Annotated in this window: 17 protein-coding genes and 1 pseudogene; 12 read left to right on the top strand and 6 right to left on the bottom strand. The window is 66.6% G+C overall.

Going from position 1 to position 22645, the window contains the following annotated elements; all coding sequences use genetic code 11:
- Positions 1-35 precede the first annotated feature (35 nt).
- Complete coding sequence (locus ACLB1G_RS19550) at positions 36-1223, top strand: cellulase family glycosylhydrolase (protein ID WP_491628905.1); 1188 nt, start codon at positions 36-38, stop codon at positions 1221-1223.
- A 17-nt stretch (positions 1224-1240) separates the two neighbouring features.
- Here the strand turns inward: ACLB1G_RS19550 and ACLB1G_RS19545 are convergent, their stop codons facing one another.
- Positions 1241-1765, bottom strand: a complete 525-nt coding sequence (locus ACLB1G_RS19545; RefSeq protein WP_491628904.1) for a hypothetical protein — start codon at positions 1763-1765, stop codon at positions 1241-1243.
- A 249-nt stretch (positions 1766-2014) separates the two neighbouring features.
- Here ACLB1G_RS19545 and ACLB1G_RS19540 point away from each other — a divergent pair.
- From ACLB1G_RS19540 to ACLB1G_RS19525, 4 genes and pseudogenes are all read left to right on the top strand, one after another.
- Positions 2015-2341: pseudogene (locus ACLB1G_RS19540) on the top strand (KGG domain-containing protein); the annotation flags it as partial.
- A gap of 228 nt (positions 2342-2569) precedes the next feature.
- On the top strand, positions 2570-3835 hold the full coding sequence (locus ACLB1G_RS19535; protein ID WP_491628903.1) for an efflux RND transporter periplasmic adaptor subunit: 1266 nt from the start codon (positions 2570-2572) through the stop codon (positions 3833-3835).
- Positions 3832-4566: an ABC transporter ATP-binding protein gene (locus ACLB1G_RS19530; RefSeq protein WP_491628902.1), complete on the top strand. Its 735-nt coding sequence runs from the start codon at positions 3832-3834 to the stop codon at positions 4564-4566. Before ACLB1G_RS19535 ends, ACLB1G_RS19530 begins: the two co-directional genes overlap by 4 nt.
- A 21-nt stretch (positions 4567-4587) precedes the next feature.
- Positions 4588-5811 (top strand): ABC transporter permease, encoded by a 1224-nt coding sequence (locus tag ACLB1G_RS19525; RefSeq protein WP_491628901.1) that lies wholly within the window; start codon positions 4588-4590, stop codon positions 5809-5811.
- Between the two features lies 1 nt (position 5812).
- Here ACLB1G_RS19525 and ACLB1G_RS19520 read toward each other — a convergent pair whose 3' ends face one another.
- Complete coding sequence (locus ACLB1G_RS19520) at positions 5813-6217, bottom strand: hypothetical protein (protein WP_491628900.1); 405 nt, start codon at positions 6215-6217, stop codon at positions 5813-5815.
- A 79-nt stretch (positions 6218-6296) separates the two neighbouring features.
- On the opposite strand from ACLB1G_RS19520, the gene ACLB1G_RS19515 reads away from it, so the two are divergent.
- The 3 genes from ACLB1G_RS19515 to ACLB1G_RS19505 all read left to right on the top strand — a co-directional run bounded on the left by ACLB1G_RS19515 (position 6297) and on the right by ACLB1G_RS19505 (position 9425).
- On the top strand, positions 6297-6665 hold the full coding sequence (locus ACLB1G_RS19515) for a VOC family protein (RefSeq protein ID WP_491628899.1): 369 nt from the start codon (positions 6297-6299) through the stop codon (positions 6663-6665).
- A gap of 264 nt (positions 6666-6929) precedes the next feature.
- The gene (locus ACLB1G_RS19510; RefSeq protein WP_491628898.1) at positions 6930-7952 is read left to right on the top strand and encodes a LacI family DNA-binding transcriptional regulator; all 1023 of its coding nucleotides are present in this window, start codon (positions 6930-6932) and stop codon (positions 7950-7952) included.
- A gap of 261 nt (positions 7953-8213) precedes the next feature.
- Entirely contained in the window at positions 8214-9425 is a 1212-nt protein-coding gene (locus ACLB1G_RS19505; RefSeq protein ID WP_491628897.1) for a cation:proton antiporter, read from the top strand.
- A 4-nt stretch (positions 9426-9429) separates the two neighbouring features.
- Here ACLB1G_RS19505 and ACLB1G_RS19500 read toward each other — a convergent pair whose 3' ends face one another.
- Both ACLB1G_RS19500 and ACLB1G_RS19495 read right to left on the bottom strand, forming a co-directional pair.
- Entirely contained in the window at positions 9430-9900 is a 471-nt protein-coding gene (locus ACLB1G_RS19500) for a cyanophycin metabolism-associated DUF1854 family protein (RefSeq protein WP_491628896.1), read from the bottom strand.
- Positions 9900-12176 (bottom strand): cyanophycin metabolism-associated ABC transporter, encoded by a 2277-nt coding sequence (locus ACLB1G_RS19495; protein WP_491628895.1) that lies wholly within the window; start codon positions 12174-12176, stop codon positions 9900-9902. Before ACLB1G_RS19495 ends, ACLB1G_RS19500 begins: the two co-directional genes overlap by 1 nt.
- 311 nt (positions 12177-12487) lie before the next feature.
- Here ACLB1G_RS19495 and ACLB1G_RS19490 point away from each other — a divergent pair, with 311 nt between their 5' ends.
- Positions 12488-14650, top strand: coding sequence for a cyanophycin synthetase (locus tag ACLB1G_RS19490; RefSeq protein WP_491628894.1), 2163 nt, complete (start codon positions 12488-12490; stop codon positions 14648-14650).
- Between the two features lie 165 nt (positions 14651-14815).
- Positions 14816-17386, top strand: coding sequence for a cyanophycin synthetase (cphA, locus tag ACLB1G_RS19485; RefSeq protein WP_491628893.1), 2571 nt, complete (start codon positions 14816-14818; stop codon positions 17384-17386).
- 1 nt (position 17387) lies between these two features.
- On the opposite strand, the gene ACLB1G_RS19480 is transcribed toward cphA, so the two are convergent.
- Complete coding sequence (locus ACLB1G_RS19480) at positions 17388-18851, bottom strand: hypothetical protein (protein ID WP_491628892.1); 1464 nt, start codon at positions 18849-18851, stop codon at positions 17388-17390.
- A 230-nt stretch (positions 18852-19081) separates the two neighbouring features.
- On the opposite strand from ACLB1G_RS19480, the gene ACLB1G_RS19475 reads away from it, so the two are divergent.
- Complete coding sequence (locus ACLB1G_RS19475) at positions 19082-20548, top strand: catalase (protein WP_491628891.1); 1467 nt, start codon at positions 19082-19084, stop codon at positions 20546-20548.
- A 100-nt stretch (positions 20549-20648) separates the two neighbouring features.
- Positions 20649-21746, top strand: coding sequence for a patatin-like phospholipase family protein (locus ACLB1G_RS19470; RefSeq protein ID WP_491628890.1), 1098 nt, complete (start codon positions 20649-20651; stop codon positions 21744-21746).
- Here ACLB1G_RS19470 and ACLB1G_RS19465 read toward each other — a convergent pair.
- Positions 21743-22621, bottom strand: coding sequence for a LysR substrate-binding domain-containing protein (locus ACLB1G_RS19465; protein WP_491628889.1), 879 nt, complete (start codon positions 22619-22621; stop codon positions 21743-21745). The two genes, ACLB1G_RS19470 and ACLB1G_RS19465, sit on opposite strands and share 4 nt — an antisense overlap.
- Positions 22622-22645: the final 24 nt, after the last annotated feature.

Genomic DNA, 22645 nt, shown 5'->3' with positions numbered 1-22645 from the left:
CTCTGGCCGCCTATTTACGATTCCTGGAGAACAGTATGAAATGGAAAACCCTGGCGGCCGCCTTGCTCGCGGCCGCCGCCTTTGCACAGCCTGCCGTAGCCGGCCCGCTCAGCATCAGCAACGGCAAATTCATGAAGGACGGCAAACCGTTCTACGGCGTCGGCGTGAACTACTTCGACGCCTTCTACCGTTATGGCGTGTACAACCAGAAAACCGGCATCGCCGGCCTGGCGACCCTGAAGCAGTATAACGTGCCCTTTGTACGCATTGCTGCGATCGCGTTCTGGCCGAACGAGATCCAGGGCAGCTTCATCAACAACCAGGCCGTGTTCCTGAACCGCCTCGACGAATTCATGAATGCGGCCCAGGCGCAAGGCATAGGCGTGGTGCTCGATGTGTTCTGGAATTGGACCGCCTTCGCCGATCTCAAGGGCGAACACATTCCCGAGTGGGGCAATAGCGCCAGCCAGACCCGCGCCTACATGCGCGAGATCACCACGCTGCTGGCGACCCGCTACAAGGACCATCCGGCGCTGTGGGCCTGGGAGTTCGGCAACGAGGCCACTTCGCTGATGGACATTCCCCCTTCGGTGGGCAACTACCAGTGGCTGCCCAGCGCACCCACGCAGGGGGCGCCGGCCCGTACCACGGCTGATAACATCACGCCGTCCACCATCATCTCGGCGCTGACGGACTTTGCCACCACCTTGCGCGCGGTCGATCCCAATACGCCCATCTTCAGCGGCAATGACGTACCGTACTACAGCGCCTACCACCTGCAGCAGAGCAACGGCAACAATTGGAGCTCGGATACCCCGGCCCAGTTCGGCCTGATCCTGGCGCGCAACAACCCGGCGCCTATCGACACCTTCACCATCCACCTGTATCCCAAGGCCGAAGGCGAAGCAGGCAAATACTTCAGCCAGCCCAGCACCGCGACCTATGACGATATCGTAGCCGCCGCCAAGGCGCAGTCCGTCCTGTCTGGCAAGCCGCTGTTCCTGGGCGAATTCGGCGTCGATCAATCGCTGTATTCGGATGTGCCGCAGCGCTTCGAAACCATCATGAACTCCATCGTGAACAACCGGGTGCAGATGTCGGCGCTGTGGGTGTATGACCTGAGCACCCAGAACACCACCTATAACGTCACCAGCTCCAATGCGCGCGCCTACCAGCTGCAAAAAGTGCAGACCGTAAACCTGGACATGGCGACCTGGCAGTAAGTCCGGCTGCTGCGGGCTCAGCGTACGCCCAGCTGCGCCAGCACGGCCGCGTGCATGTCCTCGGCCTGCCGCGCGTCCGGCCCCGCCACCACCAGCACGGCGGCGTTGTAGTCGGCGCAGGACGCCACCGCGCTGTAGCGGCCCGTGTGTATCCACAGCACCTGTTCCTTGGCGCGTATCCGCGTGCCGGGGAAGGCGCGCGCCATGGCACCGTTGTAGGCCGCGCTGCATTCGCTGGTGTTCCTGAAGCCGCTGCGCGTGGCGGATAGCGACATGGCGCGCACTGCGCCCTCCGGCTCCGCTGCCAACACGGGACCTGCCGAAGCAGCAGGGGACGCGGCGGGCGGTGCGGCGTCGCCAGCCTTGCGGTAGTGCGCCAAACCCCACAGCAGCGACACCTCGCTGCCCGATTGCGCCAGTTGGTGCGCCACACCCCAGCCAGCCGCCAGCAGCACCGCACCAACGGCGGCAATGCCGGGCCAATGGGGTTTGGCCGCTGGCGGGGACTGCCGTGTGAGACGGCTGGCGTCTGGGCTGTTCATTATTTGGAATTGTGTATTTGACACCAAACCATTAGAGCACAAAAGTTGCAGCGCACAAAAGGAATACTGCTGAGAGAGCCGGTAAACCTTCACACCGAGACTCGGTAGAGACACGCAACTGATCGCAGGATGCTTCCTACCCGCACTCAGGAGCCCGGCCGATTACGTGCACGGTCCTGCTGCCCCAAGATGGTGCTTCCCGTCGGCGCCTGATCGGCAGACGCTACGGATACAACTTTGGAGATAATCATGGCAAACAGCAATCAAGGCAAAGGTAATCAGCAATCGGGCAACCAAGGCAACAACCAGGGTGGCGGCCGCGGCTTCGCCTCCATGGATCCCGAGAAACAGCGCGAAATCGCTGCGGAAGGCGGCCGGGCCGCCCACGCTTCCGGCAACGCGCATGAATTCACTTCGGAAGAAGCGCGCGCCGCTGGCTCGCAAAGCCACAAGAACAGCGGTAACCAGCAAAGCGGTTCGTCCGGCTCGTCGGGCGGCTCCGGCGGTTCCGGCGGCACCCGCGGCGGCACCCCCGAGCAGCACGCCGAGGCCGGCCGTCAAAGCCACAAGAACGATGGCAACCAGCAGAGCGGCTCGGGCGGCAGCTCGAGCGGCGGCCGCAGCGGCTCGACCCGTGGCGGCACGCCGGAACAGCACGCCGAAGCCGGCCGCCAGAGCCACAAGAACGACCGCTGATACGCGGCGCTAGCAAGCAGGGGGCATGCGCCCCTGCTTGCATCAGCGCCTCAGGCAGTGGATTGCTTTAATTGCAAAATAGAATGATACTTGTGCCCACGGTCCGCCATGGTGACGGACCACCACTGGGAGCGGCACAAGGGCATGGCTATCCTGACCAAGAAAAAAATCTGGCTGGCGATCGGCCTGCTGGTCGTGGCCGGCGCCGGCGCGGCCTGGTATCACAAGAGCAAAACCCCGGCGGTCGAACCGCTGCGCTACCGCACGGCGCAGGTCGATACCGGCAACATCACCCAGACGGTGACGGCCAACGGCACCATCAATCCGGTGGCGCTGACCAATGTCGGCTCCCAGGTGTCCGGCACCGTCAGCGAACTGAAGGCGGACTTCAACGACCGCGTCAAGAAAGGGCAGGTGCTGCTCAAGCTCGACCCCACCATCTTCAACGCCCAGATCCGCCAGTACCAGGCGGCCCTGGCTTCCGCCAGCGCCACGCTGCGGCTGGCGCAGGCCACCCACAGCCGCAACCAGGGCATGGTGGCGCAGGCGTTCATTTCCTCGCTGGCGCTGGATCAGTCCAAGCGCGAAGTCGATGTCGCCATCGCCAACCAGCAGCTGGCGCAGGCGCAGCTGGCGCGGGCCCAGGCCGACCTCGATAACAGCGTGATACGTTCGCCCATCGATGGCGTCATCATCAAGCGCACCGTGGACCTGGGCCAGACCGTGGCAGCCTCCTTCACCACGCCGACCCTGTTTACCATTGCACGCGACCTGACCAAGATGCAGATCGACACCAATGTGTCGGAAGCCGACGTCGGCCAGCTGAAGGAAGGACAGGAAGCCGTGTTCGTGGTGGACGCCTATCCGGACAAGGAATTCCGCGCCCGCATGCGCCAGTTCCGCCTGGCCGCCAACGTGGTGCAGAACGTGGTCACCTACAACGTGGTGCTGGACGTGGACAACCAGGACGAGCTGCTCAAGCCAGGCATGACGGCGCAGGTGCGGCTGGTGGTGGGCAACCGCCAGCAGGTGCTGCGCATCCCGACCGCCGCGCTGCGCTTCCGCCTCAGCGACGAGGAACTGGAGAAGGAAGCCAAGCGCCAGAAGGCCAAGGACGGCGCCAGCGCTTCCGCCACTGCCGCCACCGCCGCCAGCGAGCCTGCGCCGGACGACGACCTGGCCTTCCGCAGCAAGGCCGACCTGACGCGCTCCTTCAAGGTCTACACGCTGGACCAGAACAACCATCCGGTCCCCAAGGACATCAAGATCGGCCTGTCCAACTTCCGCTACACCGAGGTGCTGGGCGGAGAACTGAAGAAGGGCGACAAGGTCATCACACGGGCGCTGGCGACGGCGCCGGAAGGCGGGCTGTGAGCGCGCCCGCCAGCGGCGGCCAGCTGCTGATCGATATCCGCCAGGTCACCAAGAGCAATTATTCCGGCAGCGTCGAAACCAAAATCCTGTTCGGCATCGACCTGGCGGTGCCGCGCGGCGACTTCGTGGCGGTGATGGGGCAGTCCGGCTCCGGCAAGTCGACCCTGATGAACATCCTCGGCTGCCTGGACCAGGCCGGCGGCGGCAGCTATCTGCTGAACGGCGTCGACACGCGCACACTGACGCGCACCGAACTGGCCATGGTACGCAACCGCACCATCGGCTTCGTGTTCCAGAGCTTTAACCTCATCAAGCGCATGAGCGTGGCGGAAAACGTGGCCCTGCCGCTGATTTATGCGGGCGTGTCGCGCTCGAAGGCGCATGCCAAGGCCATGCAGGAGCTGGAGCGCGTCGGCCTCGGCGAGCTGGGCAAGCGCACGCCCAGCCAGCTGTCCGGCGGCCAGCAGCAGCGCGTGGCGATCGCGCGCGCCCTGGTCGGCGACCCGCCGCTGATCCTGGCCGACGAGCCCACCGGCAACCTGGACACCCACACCAGCGAGGAAATCATGCGCTCGTTCCAGCAGCTCAATGCGGAGCGCGGCATCACCATCGTGCTGGTGACGCACGAGCCGGACATCGCGGCCTACAGCCGCCGCCTGGTGCGCCTCAAGGATGGCCGGGTGCTGTACGACGGTCCCAGCGCCGAAGGCCTGGGCCTGCTGCACGCCTAGGCCGGAAACAGGATAAACGATATGAACCTTTTACAGATCGTGATCGAGGCCTTCCGTTCGATGAGCGCGAACCGGCTGCGCACGGCGCTGACCATGCTGGGCATCATCATCGGCATCACCTCGGTGGTGCTGCTGCTGGCGGTGGGCGACAGCATGCAGCGCTTCATCGGCAAGGAGCTGGAGCAGCTGGGCACCAACATGCTGTTCGTGATGCCGGGCGGCGACCGCGCCCAGCAGCAGCGCCTGCGCGCCGGCGCCGCGCCGGCCCTGACCATGCAGGATGCGGCGGCCCTGAACGAGCTGCCCACCCTGGCGGGCGCCGCGCCGGCGCTGCAGGGCGGCTTCAATCTCGCGGTCGGCAACGAGCAGGCCAGCAAGACCGTGCATGGCGTGACCCCGGCCATGTTCAGGATACGCAACTGGAAGATAGACCAGGGCAGCGCCTTCAGCGAAGCCGACGTGCGCGCCGCCGCGCGCATGGTGGTGATCGGCCACAAGATCGCCGACCAGTTCTTCTACAAGACCGACCCGCTGGGCAAATACATCCGCATCGAGAACGTGGCCTTCCAGGTGGTGGGCGTACTGTATGGCGAGGGCAAGCAGGTCGACGGCGGCGACTTGAGCGACTACGTGCTGGTGCCGATCACGGCGGCCAGCGCCAACCTGGTGCGCATGCCGTTCCCGAACAATGTGCACTACGTGATCGCGCAGGGCAGGCCGGGTGGCGTGCTGTCGGAGGCGGTCAGCGAGATCAGCGAGACGCTGCGCGACCGCCACCGCATCAAGTTCGAGGAGCCCGACGATTTCCGCATCGAGAACCTGGCCTCGTTCGCGGAGACGGCCAAGAAGATCAGCGCCGGCCTGGCCCTGCTGCTGGGGCTGATCGGCGCCATCTCGCTGGTGGTGGGCGGGATCGGCATCATGAACATCATGCTGGTCTCGGTGACCGAGCGCACGCGCGAGATCGGCATCCGCATGGCGATAGGCGCGCGGCCGCGCGACGTGCTGCTGCAGTTCCTGACCGAGGCCGTGGTGATCTGCCTGGTGGGCGGCATGGTGGGCGTGCTGCTGGCCAGCGGCGCCGCCATGGCCATCACCGCTACCGGCAAATTCGACGTGTTCATCACCACCCAGGCGGTGATGGTGGCGTGCGGCTTTTCCAGCCTGGTGGGCATGTTCTTCGGCTTCTATCCGGCCCGGCGCGCCTCGCGCCTGCTGCCGGTGGATTGCCTGCGCTACGAATAGCTCAGTTGCACTTGCCCTGGACGGCGGCCCCCACCAGCCAGGGCAGGGAGAAGATGCCGACGATCTGGATCGGGCCGATGTGGGCGGGATTGAACTTCATCGCATCCGGGTGCAGGCAGCTCGGCGTGCGCGCCTCGCTGACCGATTTGCCAAAGCGCGAGTAGGACGACTCGCCGCTCAGCACCACACTGTCCTGCGGCGGCTGCGGCGCAGCCGCCTGCGCCGCGCGCTCTTCCTCCAATACCGCCTTGATGGCTGCCCGCACGGCGTCGTCGCTGGCGGCCGCCGGCACATTGGCCAGCGGCAGCGCCGGTTTGGCCGGCGCCGGCTTGGCGTCGGCAGCCGGAATCTCTTGCGCGTATGCGCTCGCGCTCATCGTCAACCACAAGGCCACGGCCACTTTCATGCGCATACTCCTGACAAAAATTGACGGAACCGCCACGTAGTATAGGCCTACTTATCCACCCCGTCCAAGGAGCTGCACCATGTTCAACCCCAACTACACTTTGCTCTACGTCGACAACCCCATCGCCAGCGCGAGCTTCTACGCCGAGTTGCTGGGGCGCGAGCCGCTGCAGGCCCAGCCCACCTTCGCCCTGTTCGCGCTGGACTCCGGCCTGATGCTGGGCCTGTGGTCGCGCCATACGGTCGAGCCGCGCGCGCTGGCCTCCGGCGGCGGCGCCGAAATCGGCTTCAAGGTGGCCGACCGCAGCGCCGTCAACGACCTGTACGCCGACTGGAGCGCGCGCGGCCTGGCCATCGCCCAGCGTCCCACCGAAATGGACTTCGGCTACACCTTCGTGGCGCTGGACCGCGACGGCCACCGCCTGCGCGTCTTCGTCGTCGAAGATTGATTGACACTGCCTGGGGGGCGATGCTACATTGGGCTGGCTGATTGGCAACGTTTCCAAAGGGAGGCATTCCTGATGGGACCAGATGCAGGCCAATCCAGCGGTTCGTCCTTCGTTCCTCCGTTGCATGGACTGTCCGGCGCCTGACGCGGCGCCGGATTTTTTTCTTCCGCCCCCATTTCCGCCATCAGCTACTTGCTTGTCACTAGGCTTGCCCATGGGGTATTCTTGATGACAGTGTCAACCAACTGATGACGGAAAGAACTCGTGGCAACGATCAAAGATGTGGCCCGCCTGGCGGGTGTGGGCCTGGGCACCGCGTCGCGCGTGGTCAGCGGCAAAGGTTCTGTTTCCCAGGCCACCCTGGAAAAAGTCAGGAAGGCGATCGAGGAGCTGGACTTCCGTCCCTCGCACGCGGCCCGCTCGCTGCTGTCCGGCAGCTCGCAGATGATAGGGGTCTACATTCCCTACCTGAGCGGCACCTTCTACACCCCCATCCTGCAATCGATCTACAAGGCTTTGCGCGACGCCGGCCTGAACATGGTGGTGGCCTTCGGCGTGGGCGAGGGCGATGCGCGCCGGCAGGCCATCGAAGGCGTCAACTTCCTGATCGAACGCGGCAGCGATGGCCTGATCGTGATGAGCAATGCGCTGGAGGACGAGGACTTCAGCGCCCTCGGTCCCTTCCAGTCCAGGGTGGTGGTGGTCAACCACCGCTACGACAGCATCGCCGAGCAGTGCTTCACGGCAGATCACTACGAAGGCGGTCGCCTGGCCGCACGCGCCCTGCTGGAGCACAAGCACCGCCGCATCGCGGTCATCGGCGGCCGCGCCGACGCTCCCGATAACCGCGAGCGGCTGGCGGGCTTCATGGATGAGCTGCGCGGGAACGGCATCGATACCGGGGAGATCTGGATCGCCGACGGCGACTTCTCCTCCGAGGGCGGGCGGGCCCGCGCCCGCGAGCTGCTGGACGCGGACCACAAGTTCACCGCCCTGTTCTGCGCCAATGACGAGATGGCGGTGGGCGCCTTGTCCTGCTTCCACGAGGCCGGTGTATCGGTGCCGGGCGACGTCTCGGTACTGGCCTACGACGACACGCACAGCGCCGAATTCACGGCGCCGCGCCTCACCTCCGTGCACATCCCGTGGAGCGAGATGACCATGAACGGCCTCAATTACCTGCTCAACCGCTGCTACCAGCTGGACCGCCCGGTCACGCGCGACTATCGGCTGTCGGTGACGCAGCGCGCCTCGCTGGCCAGGGCGCCGGCCGCCCGCCGTAAGTAAAACGAGGTAAAAAAAATGGGCATGCGGTCTGCATGCTCTTTTTTTGGATGGCTGCGGAACCGATTCCATCGGAACCAAATCCCCTGCATGGAACAACATACCAAAAGAAGACCGATACAGCCGGAATTGGAGGATGGCCGGCTGAAATGGTGTACTATCTTGCTCCGCAAGCTGGCAAAGACCGGCTGCATGATGGCCTCTGGATGAGAACCTGGCGCGCATGTGCGCGCCCAGACAAAAACTACCCGATGAGGAGACCTCATGCATAGCGCCATGGGAACCACCGAAGTATTCTTGATCGCCATGCTGATCATCTTCACGCTGCCCTACCTGATCTGGCGCGTGGGCGGCACCGATTACTACGCGCCGCTGGTGATCGTGCAGATCATCACCGGCGTGCTGCTCGGTCCCGGCATCCTGGGCCGGGCTTACCCCGAGTATTACCAGTTCGTGTTCAACCCCCAGGTGGTGCAGTCGCTCAACGGCATCGCCTGGTGGTCCGTCATGATATTCGTGATGATCGCGGGCATAGAGCTGGACCTGAAGCAGGCCTGGGAACACCGGCGCGAGAGTGTCATCACGGCCGCGCTGGCGATGGGCACGCCGCTGCTGTTCGGCTGCGTGGCGGCGCTGGGCCTGCTGGGCTACGCCGGCTGGATGGGCGCCAGGGCGCATGCGTGGCAGTTCGTGCTGGGCGTGGGCATGGCCTGCGCGGTGACGGCGCTGCCCATCCTCATCCTGCTGATGGAAAAGCTGGACATCCTGCGCGAGCCCATGGGCCAGCGCATCCTGCGCTACGCCAGCCTGGACGACATCGCCATCTGGGGCGTGCTGGCCGTGATCATGCTGGACTGGGACCGGGTCGGCCGCCAGCTGGGCTTCGTGCTGGTGTTCGTGGCGGCCACGGTGCTGTTTCGCCGCCTGATGGCCAGGCTGCAGGAGCGCGACCGCTGGTACGTCAGCCTGGTCTGGCTGGCCGCCTGCGCCTTCGCGGCCGACTGGGCCGGACTGCACTTCATGGTGGGCGCCTTCCTGGCCGGCGCCGTGATGGATGCGCACTGGTTCAACCAGCAGCGCATGGACTTCATGCGCCATACCGTGCTGCTGGCCATCATGCCGGTGTACTTCCTCAGCACCGGCCTGCGCACCAACTGGGCGCTGGGCGGGTCGGCCGTGTTCGTGGCGGCGGCGGTGCTGCTGGCGGCCTCGGTGGCGGGCAAGCTGATCGGGGTGCGCATGGCCGGCCGCATCCTGGGCTGGGGGCCGGGCGAGGCATCCATCATCGGCTGGCTGCTGCAGACCAAGGCCCTGATCATGATCATCTTCTCCAACATCCTGCTGGACAAGGGCATCATCACCAGCGAGACCTTCACGGCGCTGCTGCTGATGGCCATCGCCAGCACCATGCTGACGGTGCCGGTGGTTGCGCCCATGCTGCGCCGCGCCGCGGCCCTGGTGGCCAAGGCCAGCTAGCTTATTACAGGAAGCGGTCCAGGATCTTCTTGCTGTGGCGGTCCAGGTCGTGGAAGGCGCGTATCAGGTAGTGGATGCCGTGGATGTCCGACACCAGCAGCGTTTCGCCGCCGATGCGGCGTATGTCTTCCTCGCCGCGCAGCACGAATTCGGTGTCGCCACGGTCGGTCTGGACGGTCCAGGTGCAGGGCGTGGCGTAGCTGGTGACGGCCACGATGCGCGAGATCTCGGGCATGAACTCGCGTCCCTCCAGCTCCTCGCGCACCAGCGCGGCGACGGCCGGCGGCAGGTCGTCCAGCCGCTCTATCCAGGCCACTTCCTTGCCGTCCTGCGACACCAGGGCCAGGCCCTCGTGCGGCGCCTGTACCGGAAAGGCGCGCACCGGCGCCACGTTCTCCACCACCTCGCCGCCGGCCGTGGTCAGCACCAGGCGGCCAAAGGGATTGCGTTGCAGGTCAAATTTGGTGGTCGTCATTATTCTTCTTCCTTGCGGGCGTCGTCCGGATCGGTGTCCACATTGCGGGCCTGGGCCTGGTACAGGCGGTAGTAGGCGCCTTCGCGCGCCATCAGCTCGTCGTGCGGGCCTTCCTCGATCACCACGCCGCGGTCCATCACCACCAGGCGGTCGGCGCGCTGCAGCGTCGACAGGCGGTGGGCGATGGCGATGGTGGTGCGGCCCTGGACCAGGTTGTCCAGCGCCTTCTGGATTTCCTTCTCGGTTTCCGAGTCCACCGAGGAGGTGGCTTCGTCCAGGATCAGGATGCGCGGGTTGATCAGCAGGGCGCGCGCGATCGAGATGCGTTGGCGCTCGCCGCCGGACAGGCCCTGGCCGCGCTCGCCCACCATGGAGTCGTAGCCCTGCGGCAGGCGCAGGATGAATTCGTGCGCATGGGCGGCGCGCGCGGCGGCGATGATTTCCTCGCGGGTGGCGTCCGGCTTGCCGTAGGCAAGGTTCTCGGCGATGGTGCCGAAGAACAGGAAGGGTTCCTGCAGCACCAGGCCGATGTTGCGGCGGTAGTCGGCCACCGCCAGCGAACGGATGTCGACGCCGTCCAGCATGATGGCGCCCTCGGCCACGTCGTAGAAGCGGCAGATCAGGTTGACCAGGGTCGATTTGCCGGAGCCGGAATGGCCCACCAGGCCTATCATCTCGCCGGCCTTGATGTCCAGGTTGACGCCGCGGTTGACGGCGCGGTTGCCGTAGCGGAAGCCGACCTGGCGCAGGGTGATGTTGCCCTCCACCTGGTCCAGCTTGACCGGGTTGGCCGGTTCCGGCACCGAGGACACGTGGTCCAGGATGTCGAAGATGCGCTTGGCGGCCGAGGCCGATTTCTGCGTGACCGACACGATGCGGCTCATGGAATCCAGGCGGCCGTAGAAGCGGCTGGAATAGGCGATGAAGGCGGACAGCACGCCCACCGTGATGTTGTTGTGCGATACCTGGTAGATGCCGAACACCCAGATCACCAGCAGCCCCAGTTCGGTGAGGAAGGACACGGTGGGCGAGAACAACGACCACACGCGGTTGAGCTTGTCGTTGACTGCCAGGTTGTGGCGGTTTGCGGTGCGGAAGCGCTGCGCCTCGCGCGCTTCCTGGGCAAAGGCTTTCACCACGCGGATGCCGGGGATGGTGTCGGCCAGCACGTTGGTGACCTCGCCCCACACCCGGTCTATCTTTTCAAAGCCGGTGCGCAGGCGGTCGCGCACCAGGTGGATCAGCCAGGCGATGAAGGGCAGGGGCAGCAGGGTGACGGCGGCCAGCCAGGGATCGATGGAAACCAGGATCACGCCGGTCATGATAATCATCAGCACGTCGGACGCGAAGTCCAGCAGATGCAGCGACAGGAACACGCAGATGCGGTCGCTTTCGCTGCCGATGCGCGACATCAGGTCGCCGGTGCGCTTGCCGCCGAAGTATTCCAGCGACAGTTTCAGCAAGTGTTCGTAGGTGGTGGTGCGCAGGTCCGCGCCTATGCGTTCCGACACCAGGGCCAGCACATAGGTCTTGCCCCAGCCCAGCAGCCAGGCCAGCACCGCCGCACCCACCAGGCCGCCCATGTACATGGTCACCAGCATGGGGTCGACCGGCTTGCCGTTCTGGTAAGGGATCAGCACGTTATCCATCAGCGGCATGGTGAGGTAGGGCGGGATCATGTGCGCGCCCGTGCTCAGCAGCATGAGGGCAAAGCCGAGCGCCATCTGGCCCTTGTAGGGCCTGGTGAAGCGCCACAGGCGGAACAGGGTCCAGGTCGAGGGCGGGGTGTAGATCACCTTGGTGCACACCGGGCATTCTTCCTGCTCCGGCTCCAGCTGGGCCTTGCAGCTGGGGCAGACATTGCCTTCTTCCCGCAGCACCGGCTGGCCGCTGGCGTGGCTCTCGCGGTGCGCCACGAATTGCTCGGCCAGGCGGATGGCGGCCAGGTTCTGGCCCAGGGTGAAGCGCCAGGCCGCCAGCCGGCCCTGGCTGTCCACCAGCTCCAGGTGGCCGACGCCGGCATGGTCGTGGTGTTTCAGCACCAGGTCGGGACGGAAGCTCCAGCTGTCCCAGCTGCTGGCGCCCGGCGAGCGCGCCAATATCCGGCGCGTGGTGACCACCACGATACCCTTGGCGAAACGAAGTTGCGCATCCAGGTCAACCTCCAGGGCAGTTACAACGTTTTCCCCATTGGAAAGTTGTAATTGCGTTTCCGCGCGCCAACGTTCAGGTAGTTCTGCCGGGCTGGGAATTGAGGAAAGTTGTTCTGTTGTCATCGTGCAGAGGGCTCCGGAGTCTCAGGACTGGATAGGTGTTTTCAGGGATATAACGCGCGTCCGCCTTGATACGGCTTATTTACGGTATTCTGTCATCAAAAGAATTTGACAGAGATCAAAGCGACAAGGCCAGTCTGTGTTTGCGGCGAGTATAACGCCTTAGCACCACGCAGACCTAGCGCCTTGTACGCTTGTGAAACTTGATCGGTTTGCAAGCGGGGTCTATCTAATTTGGCGGCAGGCAATACGCAGGGTTTACAATACGGCGCGGGATGGCCACGGCTGACAACAAAAGATACAAGAATAGAAACATGATCAAGAAGAAAGACATTGACATTCTCAGGGTGACGTATTTGCGCGGGCCGAATATCTGGACTTACCGTCCGGTCATCGAAGCCTGGCTCGATATCGGCCTGCTGGAAGAATTCCCCTCGAACCTGATCCCCGGCTTGTACGAACGGCTGACGGCCATGCTGCCCAACCTGGTCATCCACCGCTGCGGCGTGGGCGAGCACGGCGGCTTCCTGGAGCGCCTGCGCGACGGCACCTATGCCGGCCACATCCTGGAACACGTGGTGCTGGAATTGCAAAACCTGGCCGGCATGAAGACCGGCTTCGGCAAGACCCGCCAGGTGGCCGAGGGCAGCGGCATCTACAAGATGGCCTTCCGCACCCGCCAGGAGCAGGTCGGCCGGGCCGCCCTGGCTGCTGGCCGCGACCTGCTGATGGCCGCCATCGAGGACCGCCCCTACGACGTGGATGCCGCCGTGGCCCGGCTGGGCGACATGGTCGAGCGCCTGTGCCTGGGCCCCAGCACGGCCAGCATCGTGGACGCCGCCACCGAGCGCGGTATCCCGTCCGTGCGCCTGACCGACGGCAACTTGGTGCAGCTGGGCCACGGCGCCGCCCAGCGCCGCATCTGGACCGCCGAGACCGAATACACGGGCGCCATTGCCGAAGGCATCGCCAGCGACAAGGACCTGACCAAGAGCCTGCTGGCTTCCTGCGGCGTGCCGGTGCCCGAGGGCGAACTGGTGACCAGCGCCGACGCGGCCTGGGAAGCAGCGCAGGATATCGGCGTGCCGGTGGTGGTCAAGCCGTATGACGGCAACCACGGGCGCGGCGTGTCGCTCAACCTGATGGCCGAGGAAGACGTGAAGGCCGCCTATGAGCTGGCCGCCCAGCGCGGCGGCAGCAAGAGCGTGATCGTGGAGCGCTTCGTGGCTGGCAACGAGCACCGCCTGCTGGTGGTGGGCAAGCGCGTGGTGGCGGCCGCCGCCGGCGAAGCCCTGTGGATTACCGGCGACGGCAAGTCGTCCATCCAGCAGCTGGTGGACAGCCAGATCAATACCGACCCGCGCCGCGGCGAAACCGAGGACGCGCCGCTGGGCCTGGTCACGCCGGCCGAATCGGGCGAGATCATCCTGGAACTCAAGCGCCAGAACATGACGGCCGCGTCCATCCCGGCCGCCGGCCAGCAAGTCCTGATCCAGACCAACGGCAACGTCGACACCGACGTCACCGACCTGGTGCACCCCAGCGTGGCGGCCATGGCCACCCTGGCCGCGCGCGTGGTGGGCCTGGACATCGCCGGCATCGACCTGGTGGCGTCCGACATCAGCCGTCCGCTGGAAGAGCAGGGCGGCGCCATCATCGAAGTCAACGCCAGCCCCGGCCTGCTGGCCCACCTCAAGCCGGCCAAGGGCCAGCCGCGCAATGTGGGCCAGGCCATCGTCGACCATCTGTTCGCGCCCGAGGAAACGGGTCGCATCCCCATCGTCGGCATCAGCGGCAGCCACGGCACCACCATGACCGCGCGCCTGATCGCCTGGCTGCTGCAGATCAGCGGCCGCAAGGTGGGGCTCTCCTGTGCCGAGGGCCTGTACGTCAATACCCGTTTGCTGGAGCGAGACGGCCTGGGCGACTGGGAAACCGGCGAACGCCTGCTGCTGAACCGTAACGTGGAAGCGGCCGTGTTCGAGAGCGACGCCCGCATGATATTGACCGAAGGCCTGGCCTACGACAAGTGCGCGGTGGGCGTGGTGACCGACGTCACCGGCCACGAACAGCTGGGCGAGTTCTATATCGACAGCGCCGACCGGCTGTATGGCGTGCTGCGCACCCAGGTCGACGTGGTGCTGCCCAGCGGCGTGGCGGTGCTGAACGCGGCCGACCCGCAAGTGGTGGACATGGCCGACCTGTGCGACGGCGAGGTGCTGTTCTACGCCATGGACGAGCATGTGGCGGCGCTGGCCGGCCACCGCCAGGACGGCAAGCGCGTGGTGTTCCAGCGCGAGCAGCGCATCGTGCTGGCGACCGGCTACCATGAGGTGGCCAGCCTGCCGCTGTCGCCGCTGGTGCCGCCGGAAGCCGTGCTGGCCGCCATCGCCGCCGGCTGGGCCCTGGGCCTGACACCGGACCTGATCGGCGCCGGCCTGCGCACCTTCGAAGCCGCCAAGCATACGCAACACTAAGACGCTGGCCCCGGCCGCTGGCCGGGGCCTTCAAGGACAGCAGCACGCGGGCGCCCTGTGGCGCCCCGGACAACACGATAGCAATACCACGCGGGCACCCTGTGCCCCGGACAACACGATAGCAATACCACGCGGGCACCCTGTGCCCCGGACAACAGGATAATTATGGAAGTCATACGCACCCGCGCGCTGCGCGGCCCCAATCTGTGGAGTCATCACACGGCGGTGGAAGCCATCGTCAAGTGCAGCACGGAAGAGCAGTCGATCACGCTGCTGCCCGGCTTCGAGCTGCGGCTGCGGGCGCGCTTTCCTGCCATCGCGGCGCTGCAGGCAGCCGGCCATGAGGGCCCGGTGTCGCTGGCGCGCGTGCTGGAAGTGGCGGCCCTGAGCCTGCAGGCGCAGGCCGGCTGCCCGGTCACCTTCAGCCGCACCACCGCCACCGTGGAAGAGGGCGTCTACCAGACCGTGGTCGAGTACAGCGAGGAAGCGGTGGGCCGGCTGGCGGTGGAACTGGCGGAAAACCTGATCAACGCGGCCCTGGCCGACACCCCGTTCGACCTGACCGGCGCCCTCAACGAACTGCGCGAACTGGACGAGGACGTGCGCCTCGGTCCATCCACCGGTTCCATCGTGGCCGCTGCCGTGGCGCGCGGCATCCCGGTACGCCGCCTGACCGAAGGCAGCATGGTGATGTTCGGCTGGGGCAGCCGCCAGCGCCGCATCCAGGCCGCCGAGATGGACAGCACCTCGGCCATCGGCGAAGCCGTGGCCCAGGACAAGGAACTGACCAAGAAACTGCTGCACGCGGCCGGCGTGCCGGTGCCCATAGGACGCACCGTGACCGATGCGGATCAAGCCTGGCAGGCCGCGCTGGCCATCGGCCTGCCGGTGGTGGTCAAGCCCAAGGACGGCAACCAGGGCAAAGGCGTGACCGTCAACATCACCGACGAAGCCCATTTGCGCAAGGCTTTTGCCGCCGCCAGCGAATACGGCCGTGAAATCATGGTCGAGCGCTTCCTGCCCGGGAACGACTTCCGCCTGCTGGTGATCGGCAACAAGCTGGTGGCGGCCGCGCGCCGCGATCCGCCGCAAGTGGTGGGCGACGGCCTGCACACGGTGCGCGAGCTGGTGGAACTGGTCAACTCGGACCCGCGCCGGGGCAGCGGCCATTCCACCTCGCTGACCAGGATACGCTTCGACGACATCGCCATCGCGCGCCTGGCGCTGCAGGACCTGGAAGCCGATTCGATACCGGCCAAGGGCCAGCGCGTCATCCTGCGCAATAACGCCAACCTGTCCACCGGCGGCACCGCCACCGACGTCACCGATGACGTGCACCCGGAAGTGGCGGCGCGCGCGGTGGAGGCGGCGCAAATGATAGGCCTGGACATCGCCGGCGTGGACGTGGTGGTGGAATCGCTGCTGCAGCCGATCGAGAACCAGCGCGGCGGCGTGGTGGAAGTGAACGCCGCGCCCGGCCTGCGCATGCACCTGTCGCCGTCCTACGGCAAGGGGCGCGCCGTGGGCGAAGCCATCGTCAACACCATGTTCGGCCCCGGCGAGGATGGCCGCATCCCGGTGGTGGCGGTGACCGGCACCAACGGCAAGACCACCACGGTGCGCCTGATCGCCCACCTGACCACGGCCGCCGGCCTGCGCACCGGCATGACCAATACCGACGGCGTCTACATCGAAGGCCGCCGTACCGACAGCGGCGACTGCAGCGGCCCGCGCAGCGCCCGCAACGTGCTGCTGCACCCGGACGTTGACGCCGCCGTGTTCGAGACCGCCCGTGGCGGCATCCTGCGCGAAGGCCTGGCCTTCGACCGCTGCAAGGTCGCGGTGGTGACCAATATCGGCGCCGGCGACCACCTGGGCCTGAACTACATCACCACGGTGGAAGACCTGGCGGTGCTCAAGCGCGTGATCGTGCAGAACGTGGCGGAAAACGGCTATGCGGTGCTGAACGCGATCGACCCCATCGTGGCCGGCATGGCCGCCAACTGCCGCGGCAAGGTGATCTTCTTCGGCGCCGACCGCGGCCACCCGGTGATCGCCACCCACCTGGCCCAGGGCGGCCGCACGGTGTACGTGCACGACCACCACATCGTGGCGGCCGAGGGCGGCGAGCAGTACCGCATTCCGCTGTCGCAGGTGCCCATCACCCGCAACGGCGCCATCGGCTTCCAGGTCGATAACGTGATGGCCGCCGTGGCCGCCGCCTGGGGCGTGGGCCTGGCCTGGGAATCCATCCTGCTGGGCCTGAAAACCTTCGCCAACGATTCCGACAACGCGCCTGGCCGCTTCAACGTGTTCGACTACCGTGGCGCGACCCTGATCGCTGACTACGGCCACAATCCGGACGCCATCCTGGCCCTGGTCAAGGCAGTGGAAACCATGCCGGCCAAGCGCCGCGCAGTGGTGATCAGCGGCGCCGGCGACCGCCGCGACGAGGACATCACGCAGCAGACCGAAATCCTGGGCCGCTCCTTCGACGACGTGATCCTGTACCAGGACGCCTGCCAGCGCGGCCGCGTGGACGGCGAAGTGGTGGCGCTGCTGCGCAAGGGCCTGGACGGCGCTCCGCGCACCAGCCACATCGACGAGATCAACGGCGAGTTCATCGCCATCGACACCGCCCTGGCGCGCCTCAAGGAAGGCGATTTGTGCCTGATCCTGATCGACCAGGTGGAGGAAGCGCTGGCCCACATCGCCAGGCGCATCGCCGAGGGCTGATTCACGCGTCCCGCGCCATGGCCGCCACGGCCTGCAGCGCGGCGGCGGCCAGGGCGGCCGGGTCGGCGCCGCCCGCATGCTGCTCCACCATCAGGTGGGCGCCCAGGCACAGGCGCAGCGCCGCCCCGGCTTCCTCCCCCGTATTGCTCCCGTCTCCATCCACCGTCCAGTCCACCGGCTGGCCGAGCTGGAAGCGGCGCCCGCCGCCCTCGCGCATCAGGCGCTGGTAGATGGCGTGCAGCGGACCCGCGCCCAGCGGCCTGCCATCCTTGCCCTTGACCATGAAGGGAAAGATGGTTTGCATCCTGTCCCATGACGGCGTGCCGCCTGGCGCGGCCCGGCCTGGCGCGGCCCGATCCAGCGCGGCCCGGCCTAGCGCGGCCCGATCCAGCGGCGCAACCGGCAGCGGGACCAGCTGCGGCAAGCTGGCAAAGGCCGCTCCCACCGCCTCGGCAAAGCGCATGCTGCATGCCAGCTTGGCCTGGTCCGGCACGGCCGCGTAGCGCTCCATCCCGGCCAGCGCGGCCTCCCAGCGCAGCAGCAGGCCCATGTTCGGCCAGGAGGGCAGCAGCGATGGCGCGCGCTGGGCCAAGGAAGCCAGACAGGCCGGCAGCAGCAGGGCGCCGCTGTAGGTGGGGCCGCCCATGAACTTGGAGCCGGTCAGCGCCACCATCCATCCCTGCTCCAGGTAGGCGCGCACGGTGTGCGGAGCCAATCGGAACTGGCAGGCGTCCACCAGCACCCGCAGCTGGCGGGGCCAGCGCGCCTGCAGGCGCTGCACAGTGGCGATGCCGGGCACGATCAGCCCGGTCTTGCTGACGTCGGTGAGCACCAGCAGCACGCTGCCGCCGCCTTCAGCCGCAGCCTCCACTGCGGCTGCATAGTCCGCATCCACCAGGCCAGCGCCGCGCAAGCCGCCATCGGGCCGGCGCGCGGCAATGAAGGCGGCGGCCCCGGTCCAGGCGCCGGCCGGTTCTCCCTGCCGGTGCGCCGCGCCGTCGGCGCCGATGCGGTTGAAGTGGCGGCCCTGCAGGGCCAGCGGCACCCCGCTGCCGGTTTCCGATGGCGCCACCAGGATGGCAATTTGGGCCCGGCACATCCGCGCGGCCAGCTGCAGGGCGTCGGTGCCGGAAGCGGCAAATATGGCCTGTACGCCATCGTCTGCAGCGCAGCCGCAATGGCGCAGCAGCGCCTGCCGTTGCGCCGACTCGGCCAGGGCGTGGACGTGCTGGAGCGAGCAGGTGCGCAGCAGTTCGGCGCAGCGCCGGCGCAGGCCGTCCGCCGCCGCCCAGGCGTGGGCCGTGATATTGGAGGCCGTTGCCGATCCCAACGCCGCCAGCGCGTCGTCCGGCAGCGGGCGGCAGCCATGGCGCGAGCGTCCGCTGCCGGCGTCCAGCGCCAGGCGCTCATCGCCGCCCGAGGCCAGCAGGGCGGCGGTCGATGGCAAATCGTGAGTGATGTGCATGATGGCCATCTTATGCCGGCGGCGCCCCCTGCCGCGCTGGCAACAGGCCTGCCTATGCACGTCTGTTCTACGGATACCACGGGCATAGGCCTAAGGTGGGAGGACGCTGGTGGTGAATTCCCCTACAATTCATTGATAACAACTATTGATTCCATAGATATATATAGATTTTATTTATGGAGAGCGTTGTTTAGAATGGGTTTCACTATTCAACACCAAGGAGCGCCGCAATGAGCCAGCAACCACCCATTACCACCGCGTCCGGCATTCCTGTCGCTGACAACCAGAACTCCATCACGGCCGGCCCGCGCGGCCCGGTGCTGCTGCAGGACTTCCACCTGATCGAGAAGCTGCAGCACTTCAACCGCGAGCGCATTCCCGAGCGCGTGGTGCACGCCAAGGGTTCCGGCGCCTACGGCACTTTCACCGTCACCCACGACATCAGCAAATACTCCAAGGCCAGGCTGTTCTCGGCCATCGGCAAGCAGACCGAGACCTTCCTGCGTTTTTCCACCGTGGGTGGCGAGAAGGGTAGCGCCGACACCGAACGCGATCCGCGCGGCTTCGCCGTGCGTTTCTACACCGAGGAAGGCAACTGGGACCTGGTCGGCAACAACACCCCGGTGTTCTTCCTCAAGGATGGCATCAAGTTCCCCGACTTCATCCACACCCAGAAGCGCGATCCGCAGACCAACCTGAAGTCGCCCACCATGATGTTCGATTTCTGGAGCCAGACCCCGGAAAGCCTGCACCAGGTCACCACGCTGTTCTCCAGCCGCGGCACGCCGGACGGCTACCGCCACATGCACGGCTTCGGCAGCCACACCTACAGCATGATCAACGACGCCGGCCGGCGCGTGTACGTGAAATGGCATTTCCTGACCCAGCAGGGCATCAAGAACCTGTCAGCGGCCGACGCGGTGCGCATCGCCGGCGAAGATCCGGACTACTCGCAGCGCGACCTGTTCAACGCCATCGCCCGGGGCGAGTTCCCGCGCTGGACCGTGTCGGTTCAAGTGGCGACCGAGGCCGAACTGGCGGCCTGGGAGCAGCGCACCGGCTGGAATCCGTTCGACCTGACCAAGGTCTGGCCGCATGCCGACTTCCCGCTGCAGCAGGTAGGCGTGCTGGAGCTGAACCGCAACCCGGTCAACTACCATGCCGAGGTGGAGCAGGCTGCACTCTCGCCGTCCAACATCGTGCCGGGCCTGGGCTATTCGCCGGACAAGATGCTGCAGGCGCGCCTGTTCGCCTACCACGACGCGCAGCTGTACCGCGTTGGCACCAACCACCAGCACTTGCCCGTGAACGCGCCGCGCTGCCCCTTCCACAACCAGCAGCGCGACGGTTATATGGCCATCGCCAACGGCGGCTCCGGGCAGAACTACCAGCCGGTGCAGGCCGAGGGCAGCAGCCCGCAGGGCCTGGGCCACGGCGAACCGGCCCTGTCGCTGGACGGCCCGGCCGGCCGCTACGACGGCCGTGGCAAGGAAGATGACTACACCCAGGCCGGCAACCTGTTCCGCCTGTTCAGCGCCGAGGAAAAGCAGAACCTGTGCGCCAACCTGGCCGGTCCCCTGAGCCAGGTCAGCGACCAGATCATCCAGCGCCAGCTGGGGCACTTCGACCAGGCTGATCCGGAATACGGCGCCGGCGTGCGCGCCGCGCTCAAGGCCAGGGGACGCAACGTCGATTGATGGCGGCGCGGGCAGGGGCCCCATGGCCTGCGCCCGCTCGCGAGCGGCGGCGCCGCGAACTGCACTACAATCGTAGAGTTACAGTTCCTGGAGAGCGCCGTTGAACCGAGCCACAAATCTACCGTCCCTGCCTGGCCAGTGCGTGCTGGTGCTGCAGGGAGGCGGCGCGCTGGGCGCCTACCAGGTCGGGGTCTACCAGGCCATGCACGAGGCCGGCCTGGAGCCGGACTGGGTGATCGGCACCTCGATAGGCGCCATCAACGGCGCCATCATCGCCGGCAATGCGCCCGAGGCGCGGCTGGACCGGCTGCGCCAGTTCTGGCGCCGCATGGAGCGCAATGCGCTGGGCTTCGACGCCCTGCCGCGGCCCCTGGCCAACCTGGTCACCATGGGGCAGGGCATACCGGCCTTCTTCGAGCCCAACCTGCCGGCCTGGTGGCATCCCGAGGCGCGGGTCGGCGCCGAACATGCATCCTTTTATAAAACCGCTCCGCTGCGCGCCACGCTGGACGCGCTGGTCGACTTCGATGTGCTGAACCAGGGCGCGCTGCGCTTCACGGTGGGCGCGGTCAACGCCCGCAGCGGCGCCATGCGCTATTTCGACAGCGCCCGGGAGCCGCTGTGCGCCACCCACGTGATGGCGTCCGGTGCATTGCCGCCGGCCTTTCCCGCCGTGCGCATCGATGGCGAGCCTTACTGGGATGGCGGCATTTACTCGAACACGCCGATCGAAGCGGTGTTCGACGACGAGCCACGCCGCGATTCCGTGATCTTCTCGGTGCAGGTGTGGAATCCGGACGGCGGCGAGCCGCAAAGCGTGCTCGATGTGCTGGACCGGCACAAGGAAATCCAGTACGCCAGCCGCGCCAGCCATGTCGAACAGCAGCGCAAGCTGCACCGGCTGCGCCATGTGATACGCCAGCTGGCGCTGCAGCTGCCGCGATCCGCCGCCGCCACGCCCGAGCTGCGCGAACTGGCGTCATGGGGCTGCGGCACCAGCATGCACGTGGTGTCGCTGCAGGCGCCGCGCCTGGGCGGCGAGGACCACACCAAGGATATCGATTTCAGCGCGGCCGGCATCCGCCAGCGCTGGCAGGCCGGCTACGAGCACACCCGCCGCATGATCGTGCTGCGGCCCTGGGACCAGCCGGTCGATCCCATCGAGGGCGTGGCCATCCACGCCTTGCCGGCGGACTAGCCCAGCACCTCGCGGCACACGTCCAGCCAGGCGCGCGCCGCGTGCGACAGGTAGCGTCCATTCCAGATGTGGGCCGGCTGCCAGTCCAGCGCCGGCTCCACCAGCCGCAGCACGTCCACCGGGCCGGTTTCCAGCCTGCGCACAAAGGGTTCGGGCAGCAGCGCCACCCCCATTCCGGCCGAGGCCATGGCCGCAACCCAGTCCCATTGGCCGCTGTGCGCCGCCACCAGCGGCTCGATGCCGGCCGCATCAAAGGCCGCACGCAGCTTGCGGGTAAGGGCGAAATCCTCCTTCAGCATCACCAGCGGCAGTTCGCGCAGTTCCTTGAGCCTGAGCGTGGCGCGGCCGGCGCGGAAGGTGCCGAGCGCCGCCATAGCCAGCAGCGGATGGCTGGCCAGGGGGATGGTGTGCAGCTCCAGTTCCGGATCGGCCGGCAGCACGGTGGCGCCTATGTCCACCTCGCCCGCCGCCACCAGCTTTTCGATGGCCTGGCCCGTGCCTTCCTGCAGCGTCAGCGCGATGCCGGGATGGCGGGCGCGGAAGGCTTGCAGCACGGGCGTGAACAGCAGGTTGATCATGGGCGGGATGCCCACTGTCAGGCTGCCGCGCCGCACTGATTGGGTGTCTTGCACCTCCAGCGCCAGCTGGCGCATGGAGGCCAGCATTTCCTCGCCGCGCGCGAAAACGATGCGCCCGGTGTCGGTCAACGCCAGCTTGCGGCCGCCGCGCACCAGCAGCGGCGCGCCCACTTCATCCTCCAGCTGCCTGACCATCTTGCTGATGGTGGACTGGGTCACGTGCAGGGCCTCGGCGGCCTGGGTGAAGCTGCTCAGGCGGACGGTTTCGACAAAATAGCGCAGCGATCGCAGGTCCATGAATTTAATGAATGGGCAAAAGGA

The sequence above is a fragment of the Duganella kummerowiae genome (assembly GCF_053572355.1).
This window is presented reverse-complemented; position numbering and strand designations above follow the sequence as displayed.